The 12,956-nt window shown below is 53.0% G+C and carries 12 protein-coding genes; 5 read left to right on the forward strand and 7 right to left on the reverse strand.

The window, feature by feature from the left end; genetic code table 11:
* Positions 1-218: 218 nt before the first annotated feature.
* The 4 genes from MON40_RS09115 to MON40_RS09130 form a co-directional block, all read right to left on the reverse strand.
* Entirely contained in the window at positions 219-2,666 is a 2,448-nt protein-coding gene (locus tag MON40_RS09115; RefSeq protein WP_003777702.1) for a DNA translocase FtsK, read from the reverse strand.
* Between the two features lie 172 nt (positions 2,667-2,838).
* Positions 2,839-3,639: a phosphatidylserine decarboxylase gene (locus tag MON40_RS09120; RefSeq protein WP_003777701.1), complete on the reverse strand. Its 801-nt coding sequence runs from the start codon at positions 3,637-3,639 to the stop codon at positions 2,839-2,841.
* A gap of 102 nt (positions 3,640-3,741) precedes the next feature.
* On the reverse strand, positions 3,742-4,509 hold the full coding sequence (gene aroD / locus MON40_RS09125) for a type I 3-dehydroquinate dehydratase (protein WP_003777697.1): 768 nt from the start codon (positions 4,507-4,509) through the stop codon (positions 3,742-3,744).
* Positions 4,506-5,204, reverse strand: a complete 699-nt coding sequence (locus MON40_RS09130) for a TIGR02117 family protein (protein ID WP_003777695.1) — start codon at positions 5,202-5,204, stop codon at positions 4,506-4,508. The genes aroD and MON40_RS09130 overlap by 4 nt, the downstream gene beginning before the upstream one ends.
* A gap of 380 nt (positions 5,205-5,584) precedes the next feature.
* On the opposite strand from MON40_RS09130, the gene MON40_RS09135 reads away from it, so the two are divergent.
* From MON40_RS09135 to MON40_RS09150, 4 genes are all read left to right on the forward strand, one after another.
* A complete protein-coding gene (locus tag MON40_RS09135) occupies positions 5,585-7,000 on the forward strand; it encodes an SLC13 family permease (protein ID WP_003777693.1) in 1,416 nt (471 codons plus the stop codon).
* Between the two features lie 107 nt (positions 7,001-7,107).
* The gene (locus MON40_RS09140) at positions 7,108-7,617 is read left to right on the forward strand and encodes a peptidylprolyl isomerase (protein ID WP_003743061.1); all 510 of its coding nucleotides are present in this window, start codon (positions 7,108-7,110) and stop codon (positions 7,615-7,617) included.
* A 485-nt stretch (positions 7,618-8,102) separates the two neighbouring features.
* Entirely contained in the window at positions 8,103-8,441 is a 339-nt protein-coding gene (locus MON40_RS09145) for a hypothetical protein (RefSeq protein ID WP_003777686.1), read from the forward strand.
* Complete coding sequence (locus MON40_RS09150) at positions 8,441-8,680, forward strand: NF038104 family lipoprotein (protein ID WP_003777683.1); 240 nt, start codon at positions 8,441-8,443, stop codon at positions 8,678-8,680. Before MON40_RS09145 ends, MON40_RS09150 begins: the two co-directional genes overlap by 1 nt.
* Positions 8,681-8,903: 223 nt before the next feature.
* On the opposite strand, the gene MON40_RS09155 is transcribed toward MON40_RS09150, so the two are convergent.
* From MON40_RS09155 to MON40_RS09165, 3 genes are all read right to left on the reverse strand, one after another.
* The gene (locus MON40_RS09155; protein WP_003777681.1) at positions 8,904-9,683 is read right to left on the reverse strand and encodes a ferredoxin--NADP reductase; all 780 of its coding nucleotides are present in this window, start codon (positions 9,681-9,683) and stop codon (positions 8,904-8,906) included.
* 283 nt (positions 9,684-9,966) lie between these two features.
* Positions 9,967-10,425 (reverse strand): META domain-containing protein, encoded by a 459-nt coding sequence (locus MON40_RS09160; protein ID WP_003777679.1) that lies wholly within the window; start codon positions 10,423-10,425, stop codon positions 9,967-9,969.
* Between the two features lie 92 nt (positions 10,426-10,517).
* Positions 10,518-11,675, reverse strand: coding sequence for a trans-sulfuration enzyme family protein (locus MON40_RS09165; protein ID WP_003777676.1), 1,158 nt, complete (start codon positions 11,673-11,675; stop codon positions 10,518-10,520).
* A gap of 181 nt (positions 11,676-11,856) precedes the next feature.
* Here MON40_RS09165 and folE2 point away from each other — a divergent pair, with 181 nt between their 5' ends.
* Positions 11,857-12,630: a GTP cyclohydrolase FolE2 gene (gene folE2, locus MON40_RS09170; protein WP_039862883.1), complete on the forward strand. Its 774-nt coding sequence runs from the start codon at positions 11,857-11,859 to the stop codon at positions 12,628-12,630.
* Positions 12,631-12,956: the final 326 nt, after the last annotated feature.

Genomic DNA, 12,956 nt, shown 5'->3' on the forward strand with positions numbered 1-12,956 from the left:
GTATATCACAATGTTTGATTGACTGGATAATATAGTGGATTAACTTTAAACCAGCACGGCGTTGCCTCGCCTTGTCCTGATTTAAATTTAATCCACTATATCGCCGAAAGGCGGGCCGATTTTGCCCCGATAAAATAAGGTATTGAATCCGACATCATAAAAGGTCGTCTGAAAACAGGTATAACCGGTTTTCAGACGACCTTTGGTAATTATTGAGATTACAACTGGTCTTTTTGCGCCAGAATCCTGCGGCTGCCGTTGATGTCTGCGGGGGAAACGACACCGGCGTTTTCGAGCGCTTCCATCAGGTTGGCTGCGCGGTTGTAGCCGATGCGCAACTGGCGTTGCAGGGAGGAGATGGAGGTTTTTTTGCTTTCCAAAATGTAGGCGACGGCTTGGTCGAACAATTCGTCGCTGCCCGCATTTGGATTGACGATGTTGGTGGTTTCCAGCGCGGCTTCACCGCTGAGCAAACCTTCGACATAGTCGGCGGGGGCTTGCGATTTGACGTAGTTGACGACTTGATGCACCTCGTCGTCTGAAACGAACGCACCTTGCAGGCGGGTCGGCTCGGCGCTACCCGGTTGCAGGAACAGGGAGTCGCCGTATTTCAGCAGTTCGTCCGCGCCCATTTGGTCGAGGATGGTGCGGCTGTCGATTTTGCTTTGCACGGTAAACGCCATGCGCGTCGGGATATTCGCTTTAATCAAGCCGGTGACGACATCGACGCTCGGTCGTTGGGTCGCGACAATCATATGGATACCGGCGGCACGCGCTTTTTGGGCGAGGCGGGCGATTTGTTGCTCGACGGCTTTGCGTTCGGTCATCATCAGGTCTGCCAACTCGTCGATAACGACCACAATCATCGGCAGTTTTTCCAGCGGCTCGGGGTCGTCCGGATTCAGGCTGAACGGGTTGGGCATGGGTTTGCCCGATGCTTTGGCGGCTTCGACTTTTTGGTTGAAGCCTTCCAAGTTGCGCACGCCGGCGTGGGAAAGCAGGCGGTAGCGTTTTTCCATTTCGGCGACACACCAGTTCAACGCCTGCCCCGCTTCACGCATATCGGTAACGACCGGGCAGAGCAGGTGCGGAATGCCGTCGTAAATACTCAATTCGAGCATTTTCGGGTCTATCATGATGAAGCGGACTTCGTCGGGCGTGGCTTTGAAAAGCATGGACATAATCATACCGTTCACGCCAACGGATTTACCCGAACCGGTCATACCGGCGACCAAAAGATGCGGCATTTTTGCCAAGTCGCCGACGACGGGCGTACCGGAAATGTCTTTACCCAACGCGACGGTCAGCTTGGATTTGGCTTCAGTAAACACGGGCGAAGACAAGATTTCGCTCAACATCACGTCTTGGCGTTTTTCGTTGGGCAACTCGATGCCCATGGTGTTTTTGCCCGCGATGGTTTCCACGATGCGCACGGATTGCAGCGACATGGAACGCGCCAAATCTTTAGACAGGGCAACGATTTGGCTGCCTTTTATGCCTTGCGCGGGTTCGATTTCATAACGCGTAATCACAGGGCCGGAAGTGGCGGAAACGACTTGCACGCCGATGCCGAATTCTGCCAACTTGGATTCAATCAATTCGGCAGTGCGCTCTAATTCGGCAGGATTGATGCTGACGGGTTCGCCGTTGGGCAGGCGCAGCAGGTTCATGCTGGGTTTGTGGTATTCGCCTGTCTGTTGCGGCTCGTTGTCTTCAAACAAGGAAGCCTGAATTTTGGGTGGTGGCGCGACGGAGACCGCAACGGATTTGCGGTTGCTGGTGCTGCCTGCAAGCGGAGTAACTGGCGTAGCGGTGATGTTTTTGGCTTCTTTCACCATGCGGCGGGTGTTTTCCGTTTCCAAGGCTTCGGCAGTCGAGCCGTCGTCCTTGCGTCTGCCCAATGCCTTTTTCAGACGACCCCAAATGCCTGAAAACAGGCTTTCGGTATTGCGTCCTGTTTTTGCCATGACTTCCAGCCAAGACACTTGCGCCAGCAAGGAAACGGAAAGCAGCAGCATGACACACATAATCAGCAGGCTGCCGGATTTGCCCAGCAGCCAAGCCAAGCCCGAACCAGCCAAAGCGCCGACCAAACCGCCCGCACCGACAGGCAGGGTTTCGTCCAAAGTATTTTGAAGGGTGAAATATTCGAGAATCGGGCTGCACACCAAAAGCAGGAACAAAGCCAGCGCGGCAACGCCGTGGTTGTACGATTTGTAGTTTTCGCGCTTTTGCAGCGGGCGGAAATTTTTATAGAGGAAAACGCACGAAGCGGCGATCCACCACCAAAACGACAGTCCAAAAAGATAATAGCCGACATCGGAAACATACGCGCCAAAGAGCCCGCCGAAATTGGCGATGTCGTCCGATTTCGGCACGCTGCGCGACCATGCGGGGTCGGTCATTTTGAAGCTGGCGAGGGAAATGGCGATGAAGACCGTCACCATCAGCCCAAAGAGCCACAGCGCGTCGTTAATCAGATTGACGACATGCTCGGGGCGCGCTTTTTTTTCTTCATTTTTTTGCAGCGCTTTGGCAGCCTTCAAACGCTCGGAAACCTTGTTCGGCTCTGTCTGCACCTTCGTTTGGCTTTGACGGCGCGTGCTCGGTTTGGCGTTTGTTTTGGCTTTAGTTTTTGATGCGGTTTTAGAGGATTTTGCGGTCATGGATGGATTTTTGATATTCGGTACAGGTCGTCTGAAAAGGGAAAACCGACGGGGAATCAATCCGTCGGGTGTAATGTGTGTTGGGTTCAAATTATACCGTATTTACCGTTTCTGATAAAACAAGGTCGTCTGAAAAAGGTTTTCAGACGACCTCTTGTTCAGCTTTCAGCCGTCAGTCTTTCAATGACTGCTCTGCGGCATTGCGGACTTTATCGGCAGCCGCTTCGATTTCGGATTGGACTACTTCGGCAGCAGCTTGCGCCGGAGCGGGCGTTTCCGCTTGCGCGGCGCTGGTGGTTTCAGTCGGCGCGGCAGCTTCAGGGGCTTGGAGCGGCAGGCGCGCCAAAACGGTGCGCACGCCGGTGACTTTGTCGCCGATGGCGACTTGTGCCTGCGCGTCAACCGGCAGATACATATCGACGCGCGAACCGAAGCGGATAAAGCCGTAACGTTCGCCGCGGGTCAGTTTCTCGCCTGCTTTGGTGTAACACAAAATACGGCGGGCAACTAAACCTGCGACTTGGACGAAGGTGATTTCGCGGCCTGACGCGGTAGTCGCCAGTACGGCGTTGCGTTCGTTTTCGGTACTGGCTTTGTCCAAATCGGCATTGAGGAATTTGCCTTTATTGTATTCGACGGCGGTCACGGTGCAGTCGGCAGGCGATTTTTGCGAGTGGACGTTGAAGACGTTCATGAACACGCTGATTTTCAACGCTTCGGTATCACGGTAAGGATCGCGCGCGCGCTCGACAACGACGATGCGCCCGTCAACGGGGCTTAAAATCGCTTCGGGGTCTTGCGGGATTTCGCGGGCGGGATCGCGGAAAAATTGCAGGGCAAATACGGTGAAAATCCAAAACGGCAGCGACCACCAGCCGCAGCAGGCAGACACCAGCAAACTCAATACCAAACCGCCGCCGATAAACGGCCAGCCCTCGCGGGCGATAATCGGGTGGGGGTACAGACGGTTCATAACTTTCCTTTTCTATTCAAATTGCCGCCATTATAGCGGAATATCCTAAAAAGGTCGTCTGAACGCTGTTTCAGACGACCTTTTGTCTTTTTGTATTTATTGTTATCCGGCGGTGTTACCGTTTTCCAAAACATCCAAGATGTTTTTCAGGTTGGCGGAATCGAGCTGACCGGGGGCGGAGGCGGCTCCTGCCGTGCCGAACGTGATGGCGGAGCCGAAGGTCGAGCCTGCGACGCGGCTGACGAGTCCGAGCTTGCCCATGGAGATGGTAACAATCGGGCGGTTTGCGGTTTGACGGGCTTCCCAAGTGGCGTCCAAAAGCGTCAGGACATCGGCGGGGCTTTGGGGCATCACGGCGATTTTGCAGATGTCCGCGCCTGCCTCTTCCATTTTTTTCAGACGACCTGTGATGTCCGATTTGGCGGGCGTTTGATGGAAATCGTGGTTGCTCATCAGGACGGCGGTGTTGTGCGCTTTGGCGGCGGCAACCGCTTGGCGGACTTCGCCTTCGCCGGCGGAAAGTTCGATGTCGATGATGTCGATGATGCCTGAAGCGGCGGCTTTATCGAGCAACTCGAAATAATACGCTTTGCTGCAAGGGTATTCGCCGCCTTCCTCTGCTCGTCTGAAGGTGAACAGCAGCGGGGTTTCGGGAAAGGCGCGGCGTACGGCGGCGGCTTGGGTAAGCAGGTATTCGGGGTTGCCCACCTGGTCGAAATAGTCGGCTCTGAACTCGATAATATCGAAACAGGCGTGTTCGAGGTTTTTCAGGGCGGCAGATAAGGCTGCTTCGTCTCGGGCAACCAAGGGAACGGCGATTTTCGGCTGTCCGCTGCCGAGCGTGAGATGGCGGATGGTCAGGGTTTTCATGGTTTTTCTGCTGTATTGGTACGATGGCTGTCGAGCAGCGGATCGGGGAACGGTGTCCAAACGACGCCGTTGATGCCGCTTTCGGTCAGGCGGCGGTTGAGCCAGCTGTTGCACGTATTGAAAAGATGGTAGCGTCCTTCTGCCTCGTAGAATGCGTCGTCAGCGCTGTAATGTGCACCGGCGACGGGGATGGCTTTGCCCGCTTTCAACTTGAAATGGCGCATCAGGTTGGCACTCAGGCGGCGGTATTGTTCGCGGCTGACGGTGAATTTGACGGTATTTTCGCCTTCTCTCGGCGGCTCGCGGTAGTAGATGGCGTGAATCAGCGTGCTGTTGACTCCGCTTAACGCCTGTACTGCCGTAGAGGCGGTCAAATCCGACCACTGCGGCGTTTTCAAATAGAAATTGCGCTCGCCCCAACCTATGCCGACGTAGCGGATGGGGGCATCGCCTTGCCCTGCGGGGCTGTCGGCAGGGTTGATAATGCTGGTCCAGTCGAAAAGGTCGTCTGAAAGCGGCATGACGATGTCGGCGTGTACGCCGTTGCTGTGCAGGTAAAGGGTTACCTCGCCGTCGGAGGCTTCAATGCTGTCCTGCGGAATCTTACCAAGTATGTAGGCGGCGGCAAAGTAAAGGATGGCGGCGATGATAAATGCCAACAGGGCTTTCAGGAGGATTTTGAATATTTTTTTCATTGACGTGACGGCGTCGTTAAAGATGCGGCATCATATCACGATAACGGCATGTTTTAGACATTTCAGACGACCTTAACGCTTTAACTACAAAGGAGGTCGTCTGAAAATCAACAAAAAGATATTTTTAGTTTCCCATCAATCCGTTTTCGTAAAAAACCGCGCCCGATTGTTAACATTATATTTACACTACACCCGATTACAAATATACTCATTACCATGCCGCACGGCTTTGTTTGCTTGAAATCCAAAGCTTGCGAACAACCCGCTGCGGGAAACAAGAAAAACCGATTCAGTGAAATCAATAAAAAAGCAATGTTAGGCGATGAGCCCAGGCATCCGTGGTTTTAGCGATTTCACGTTATGTTTCAGAGGAATACTCCATGGACTTACATGCAAAGGACAAAACCCAGCATCCTGAGAATGTCGAGCTGCTCAGTGCGCAAAAGCCGATTACCGACTTTAAAGGCCTGCTGACCACCATCATCTCCGCCGTCGTCTGTTTCGGCATTTACAGCATCCTGCCTTACAGCACCGATGCCAACAAAGGCATCGCGCTGTTGATTTTCGTTGCTGCGCTTTGGTTTACCGAAGCCGTCCACATTACGGTAACCGCATTGATGGTGCCGATTCTCGCCGTTGTGCTCGGCTTCCCCGATATGGACATCAAAAAAGCGATGGCGGGCTTTGCCGACCCGACGATTTACATCTTCTTCGGCGGCTTCGCGCTTGCCACCGCCCTGCACATGCAGCGCCTCGACCGCAAAATCGCCGTCAACCTCTTGCGCCTGTCGCGCGGCAATATGAAAGTCGCCGTATTGATGCTGTTTGCCGTTACCGCCTTCCTGTCCATGTGGATCAGCAATACCGCGACCGCCGCCATGATGCTGCCTTTGGCAATGGGTATGATGAGCCACCTCGACCAAGAAAAAGAACGTAAAACCTACGTCTTCGTCCTGCTCGGCATCGCCTACTGCGCCAGTATCGGCGGTTTGGGTACCGTGGTCGGTTCGCCGCCGAACATGATCGCCGCCAAAGCGCTGAATCTGGATTTCGTCGGCTGGATGAAGCTCGGTCTGCCGATGATGCTGTTGATTCTGCCGCTGATGCTGTTCTCCATGTACGTCATCCTCAAGCCCAATCTGAACGAGCGCGTCGAAGTCAAAGCCGAGTCTATCCCTTGGACGCTGCACCGCGTGATCGCGCTGTTGATTTTCTTGGCTGCTGCCGTTGCCTGGGTATTCAGTTCCAAAATCAAAGAAGCGTTCGGCATTTCCAACCCCGATACCGTCATCGCCCTGATTGCCGCCGTCGCCGTCGTCGTATTCGGCGTGGCGCAATGGAAAGAAGTCGCCCGCAACACCGACTGGGGTGTGTTGATGCTCTTCGGCGGCGGTATCAGCTTGAGCGCGCTGCTGCAATCTTCCGGCGCATCCGAAGCCTTGGGTCAGCAGGTGGCTACCACTTTCACCGCTGCGCATCCGCTGCTGGTGATTTTCGTAGTCGCCTCCTTCATCATCTTCCTGACCGAGTTCACCAGTAACACCGCCTCCGCCGCGCTGCTTGTACCTATTTTCGCCAGCATCGCCACGCAAATGGGGCTGCCCGAACAAGTCTTGGTATTCGTCATCGGCATCGGCGCATCTTGCGCGTTCATGCTGCCGGTTGCCACGCCGCCCAACGCGATTGTGTTCGGTACAGGCTTGATTAAGCAACGCGAAATGATGAACGTCGGCTTGCTGCTGAACGTCCTTTGTATCGTATTGGTTGCGCTGTGGGCTTATTTCATTCTGATGTAAACCCATAAAACCCTAGCCAAGGTCGTCTGAAAGAATATTTTTCAGACGACCTTGAAGTTTTTCCGCCCAGCTCCATTTGTAAAAAGATTCTTAACGAAAGGAAACCCATGATTATCCTGCACACCAACAAAGGCGACATCAAAATCGAACTCGACTTCGACAAAGCCCCCGTTACCGCCAAAAACTTCGAACAATACGTCAAAGACGGCTTCTACGACGGCGTAATCTTCCACCGCGTCATCAAAGGCTTCATGATTCAAGGCGGCGGCATGGACGAGAACATGAACGAAAAAGAAACACGCGAGCCGATTCAAAACGAAGCGTCCAACGGCCTGCCCAACGAAAAATACACCATCGCCATGGCGCGCACCTCCGACCCGCATTCCGCCAGCGCGCAATTCTTCATCAACACCGCCGACAACGCCTTCCTGAACTTCCGTTCCAAAGAGCTGTACGGCAAAACCGTCGTCCAAGACTGGGGCTACGCCGTATTCGGCAAAGTCGTCGATGGTTTTGATGTAGTCGATGCCATCGAAGGCGTCGCCACCAAACGCCACGGCTACCACGACGACGTACCGACCGAACCTGTCGTCATCACCAAAGCCGAAGTAGTATAAGATTGACGCGTTACATCCCATGACGCAAAAAGCAGCCTGAAACGGGCTGCTTTTTTATTGGGCAAATATTTGAACGCAATCCGCCGCGCTTGTTTTCAGACGACCTTTTGTACAGAAACCGTCGCCTACGGATTCAAACCCGCTTTGCCCCATCTCAAAAGACGATTTATAGTGGATTATAGTGGATTAAAATAAAAATGAGACAAGGCGGCAACGCCCGCCGTGTACGGGTAGTACATAAGGGCGTTGGCAACGCCGTATCATTGCAATTTTAATCCACTATAAATTTAAATCAGGACAAGGCGACGAAGCCGCAGACAGTACAGATAGTACGGAACCGATTCACTTGGTGCTTCAGCACCTTAGAGAATCGTTCTCTTTGAACTAAGGCGAGGCAACACCGTACTGGTTTAAAGTTAATCCACTATAATCCGCCATGGATTTTCCGTTACAATTAAAACTGATTTTGTTCACAGGTACCCATCATGCAGATTCAACCCTACCAAGCCGACATTGCCGAAAGAATGCTGGTCGGAACGACCGGAGAAACCATTCATCCCGATGCCCAATTCGTCCACACCGAAAACGGCTATTGGATCGCGTGGCATGACCAAACCGCCGCCCTACTCGCTCCCGATACGCCGCCCGATATCCCCTGCTTTTGGGTCGAAGGGGCGCAAAGCCTCGAAGAGCTTGTCGCGCTGGTTGAAAACGGCGAATTTGACGAAATGGAAGAATTCGACGGCGACGACGAAAGCTGGCACGAAGCGGCTTCCGGATGCAGCGGCGGACACCACGACCATCAATGCGGATGCGAACATTGATGAACATAAAAGCCCTTCTTCTTCCCGTGTTCCTCAGTTTGGCACTCAGCGGCTGTATCGTTACCAGCGCCGTCAATCTGGCCGCCACCACCGTCATGACCGCAGGTAAAATCGCCGTCAAAGGCACAGGCGCGTTAATCAATGCCGCCATTCCCGACAAGGACAAAAAGAAGGACAAAGAAAAGAAATCCCGCGAACAACAGGCGGAGGATTACTTAGAAGAACCGCGTGAAGAATAAGCAGCCGCGCCCCACACCGACGGCTGAAAAACCATTCAAACAAAAGGTCGTCTGAAACGGCAAACCGTTTTTCAGACGACCTCTTTTGCTTCTATAGTGGATTAAATTTAAATCAGGACAAGGCGACGAAGCCGCAGACAGTACAATAGTACGACAAGGCGAGGCAACGCCGTACTGGTTTAAAGTTAATCCACTATATTAAGACCTTACCGGATCATCAGGCTCAAAACCCGTTTTCCATCATGATTTCGCCCGGGATGCGGTTGCGGTGCATGGCGAAGCCCAAGTCCATCAGGGCTTGGAACGTGTCTTTGACCATGGCGGGATTGCCGCAGACCATAAAGCGCGTGTCGGCTTTGGTGAACTTGAATCCCGCGTATGTTTCGAGGCTGCCGTTTTTCAGCAGCTCGGGAATGCGCTTGCCGCTCAACGCGCCTTCGGTTTCCTCGCGCGTGGTAATGGGGATGAAGCGGAATTTGTGGAAATATTCGCCAATCAGCGGATGGTCTTTCAACGCTTCAACACGTCGTCTGAAAATCAGTTCGCCGGAGAAAGAAACCGAGTGCGCCAAAATCAAGCGGTCGAAACGCTGCCAGATTTCTGGCTGCTCGATGATGGAAAGGAAAGGCGCGATGCCAGAACCGGTGCAGAGCATGACCAAGTCCTTGCCGTCGGGAAAGCGTTCGGGCAGGAGGAAGCCCGTAGCAGTTTTGTCGAGCAGTATGGTGTCGCCCTCTTTCATGGCGGCAAACCGCGCGGACATGGGGCCGCCTTCGATCAAAACGGCAAAATATTCAAGCGTGTCGGCGTATTCGGCGGACACGACGGAATACGCGCGCCAGATAAAGCCTTCGCCGTCGCGAAACCCGAGCCGCGAAAACTGCCCCGCCGAGAAGCGGTAGGATTCGGGGCGGCTGATGGCAAAAGTCATCAGTTTGGGCGTATGGTGTTTAATCCACAAGACTTTTTCTTCGGTAAACTTGGCTTCGGGCGAGGCTGCCATAATGGGATTCCTTGTGTATGCGGTATGGGAAACGGAAGGTATAGTGGATTAACTTTAAACCAGTACGGCGTTACCTCGCCTTAGCTCAAAGAGAACGATTCTCTAAGGTGCTGAAGCACCAAGTGAATCGGTTCCGTACTATCTGTACTGTCTGCGGCTTCGTCGCCTTGTCCTGATTTAAATTTAATCCACTATATTATACCCGTTCGCTTGACGAAAGGTCGTCTGAAAACCTGATTGCCCGGTTTTCAGACGACCTTTAAGCGGAACTGAAACTCAAATTTTACGGCTGACGGCGCAGGCGCATGGTTTTGCCGTTTTGCTCCAAAATCAAATCATTGCCGTCGAAACGATAGTTCCACACGCTTTTCATGTTCAAGAAAGCCTCTTCCAGCTTCATGTCTTCACACAGCATCATCGTCGTGGCAATCGGACCAAAATCAATTTTGCCCGCTCCGGCTTCCTGCGCTTGAAGCGTCAAATGATTGCAACCCATCTTGCCATGAGCCTTGGGCATTTTGCTCAAATCCAAAAAAGCCGTTCTGCCCGCCAAATCTTTTTCGGTGAATTTGTCGAAAGAAACCACAAACCATTTCGCCGCCAAAGCCGGCGTTGACGCTTGACGCGGTTCGGATGGTTTTTCAGACGACGTGACAGGCTGGGACGGCTGCGGTTTTTCAGCAGGCGAAGTACAGGCGGTCAGAATGATTGCGGTCATAAGGGTGGGGATCAGGGTTTTCATGATTTTGCCTTTCTAACGTGAGGTCAGCTAAAAGGTCGTCTGAAACCGCTTCAGCGAAACCCGCTACGCACTTTTCAGACGACCTCTTTATCTTACAGCGTCAAATCCAAAGCCTTGGAAATGTCGTTCCAAATATCGTCCGCGTCTTCAATGCCGATGGAGAAGCGCAACAGGCCGACTTTGATGCCCATTTCCATTTTCACATCATGCGGCACGCCGCTGTGGGACTGGGAATAGCAATGGTTGACCAAACTTTCGACGCCGCCGAGGCTGGACGCCATTTTGACCAGTTTCATGTTTTTAATCACGCTGTTTGCCGCTTCGCGCGTGTCGTTTTTCAAATAAACCGTTACCACGCCGCCTATGCCTTTGGGCATTTGGGTTTTCGCCAGTTCGTAATGTTCGTGCGACGGCAGGCCGGGGTAGAACACTTTTTCCACGGCAGGATGGGCTTCGAGGCGGCAGGCGATGTCGAGCGCGTTTTTGCAGTGCGCCTCCATGCGCAAGGTGAGCGTTTTGATGCCGCGCAACACCAGCCAGCAATCCATCGGGCCGGCAATCGCGCCGGTATGCACCATCATGTCGTGCAACGGTTTTGCCAGTTCTTTGGTTTTGACAGCAACGATGCCCATCAATACGTCGGAGTGTCCGCAAAGGTATTTGGTGGCGGAGTGGAACACGATGTCGCAGCCCATTTCCAGCGGCTGTTGCAGATACGGCGTGGCGAAGGTGTTGTCGATGCCGACCAACGCGCCGGCTGCGTGGGCTTTGGCGGCAAGCGCTTTGATGTCCACCAGCCGCAAAAGCGGATTGGACGGGGTTTCCAGCCAAACCAGTTTCACCTTGTGCGCGGCAAGCAGTTCGTCCAAGCGGTTGGGGTTGCCCAAATCGGCAAAGACAACGTTCACGCCCCACTCTTTATAGACGTCAACCAACAAGTCATACGCGCCGCCGTAAATATCGGCGACGGCGACAATGGTATCGCCCGGACGCAGGAAGGTACGCCACACGGCATCGATGCCCGCCATGCCGCTGGAAAAGGCAAAACCCGCCGCTCCGTGTTCCAAGTCGGCAACCGTGTCTTCCAAAACCTGACGGGTCGGATTGCTCAGGCGCGAATAGCGGTAGGGAACCTGCTCGCCGATTTCGTGCAGCGCGAACATACTGTTCTGATAAATCGGCGGCATCAGCGCGCGGTTGTGTTCGTCGCAATCGTAGCTGGAATGGATGGCTTTGGTGGCGAATTTCATCTCGGTTCGACCTTGTAAAGATGTGAATAATTCAGGATTTTATCACTATCCGAAAAATAGAAACAATCAATGCGGACACGGTTTGCAAGTGATATAATCTCGCATTTGCAAAACGGACGGCATGAATCCGTTTCCAAACGACACACACCCCAACAATCCGACAATTAAGGACAAACAACGCATGAACGCCATTGCAGACGTGCAATCCAGCCGAGATTTACGCAATCTGCCGATTAACCAGGTCGGTATTAAAGACTTGCGCTTTCCGATTACTTTAAATACCGCCGAAAGCAGCCAATCCACCGTCGCCCGCCTGACCATGACGGTTTTCCTGCCCGCCGACCAAAAAGGTACGCATATGTCGCGCTTCGTGGCGTTGATGGAACAACAAACCGAGGCTTTGGATTTCGACAGGCTGCACAAACTCACCGCCGAAATGGTCGCGCTTTTAAACTCTCATTCCGGCAAAATCAGCGTTTCCTTCCCCTTCTTCCGCAAAAAATCCGCCCCTGTTTCCGGCATCCAATCCCTGCTGGACTACGACGTTACCCTGACGGGCGAAATCAAAAACGGCGCATACAGCCACAATTTGAAAGTCATGGTGCCCGTAACCTCGTTGTGCCCGTGTTCCAAAGAAATTTCCCAATACGGCGCGCACAACCAACGTTCACACGTTACCGTCAGCCTGACCGCCAACGCCGAAGTCGGTATCGAGGAAATCATCGACTGTGTCGAAGCGCAGGCAAGCTGCCAGCTTTACGGCCTGCTCAAACGCCCCGATGAAAAATACGTTACCGAAAAAGCCTATGAAAACCCGAAATTCGTGGAAGACATGGTGCGCGACGTAGCCACCGCGCTGATTGCCGACGGACGTATCGAAAGCTTCATCGTCGAAAGCGAAAACTTCGAGTCGATACACAACCACTCGGCTTACGCCTATATTGCTTATCCTTAAACAAGCAAAAAAATCGGAAAGGTCGTCTGAAAACCGGAAAATCAGTTTTCAGACGACCTTTCCCGTTCCAATCGACTATGAAAAAGAGACAATCCGACGGGCATCATCTATCAAGCAGTCCGATAATTCCCCCTCGCAACGATATAGTGGATTAACTTTAAATCAGGACAAGGCGACGAAGCCGCAGACAGTACAGATAGTACGGAACCGATTCACTTGGTGCTTCAGCACCTTAGAGAATCGTTCTCTTTGAGCTAAGGCGAGGCAACGCCGTACTGGTTTAAAGTTAATCCACTATAAAAAACAATCGCTGCTTTTAATATAAA

The sequence above is a fragment of the Neisseria macacae ATCC 33926 genome (assembly GCF_022749495.1).
Classification (GTDB): domain Bacteria; phylum Pseudomonadota; class Gammaproteobacteria; order Burkholderiales; family Neisseriaceae; genus Neisseria; species Neisseria macacae.

Bases quoted from the DNA above. Each gene is read 5' to 3' on its own strand.
- MON40_RS09115 (WP_003777702.1), bottom strand. From the start codon at position 2,666: ATGACCGCAAAATCCTCTAAAACCGCATCAAAAACTAAAGCCAAAACA.
- MON40_RS09120 (WP_003777701.1), bottom strand. From the start codon at position 3,639: ATGAACCGTCTGTACCCCCACCCGATTATCGCCCGCGAGGGCTGGCCG.
- aroD (WP_003777697.1), bottom strand. From the start codon at position 4,509: ATGAAAACCCTGACCATCCGCCATCTCACGCTCGGCAGCGGACAGCCG.
- MON40_RS09130 (WP_003777695.1), bottom strand. From the start codon at position 5,204: ATGAAAAAAATATTCAAAATCCTCCTGAAAGCCCTGTTGGCATTTATC.
- MON40_RS09135 (WP_003777693.1), top strand. From the start codon at position 5,585: ATGGACTTACATGCAAAGGACAAAACCCAGCATCCTGAGAATGTCGAG.
- MON40_RS09140 (WP_003743061.1), top strand. From the start codon at position 7,108: ATGATTATCCTGCACACCAACAAAGGCGACATCAAAATCGAACTCGAC.
- MON40_RS09145 (WP_003777686.1), top strand. From the start codon at position 8,103: ATGCAGATTCAACCCTACCAAGCCGACATTGCCGAAAGAATGCTGGTC.
- MON40_RS09150 (WP_003777683.1), top strand. From the start codon at position 8,441: ATGAACATAAAAGCCCTTCTTCTTCCCGTGTTCCTCAGTTTGGCACTC.
- MON40_RS09155 (WP_003777681.1), bottom strand. From the start codon at position 9,683: ATGGCAGCCTCGCCCGAAGCCAAGTTTACCGAAGAAAAAGTCTTGTGG.
- MON40_RS09160 (WP_003777679.1), bottom strand. From the start codon at position 10,425: ATGAAAACCCTGATCCCCACCCTTATGACCGCAATCATTCTGACCGCC.
- MON40_RS09165 (WP_003777676.1), bottom strand. From the start codon at position 11,675: ATGAAATTCGCCACCAAAGCCATCCATTCCAGCTACGATTGCGACGAA.
- folE2 (WP_039862883.1), top strand. From the start codon at position 11,857: ATGAACGCCATTGCAGACGTGCAATCCAGCCGAGATTTACGCAATCTG.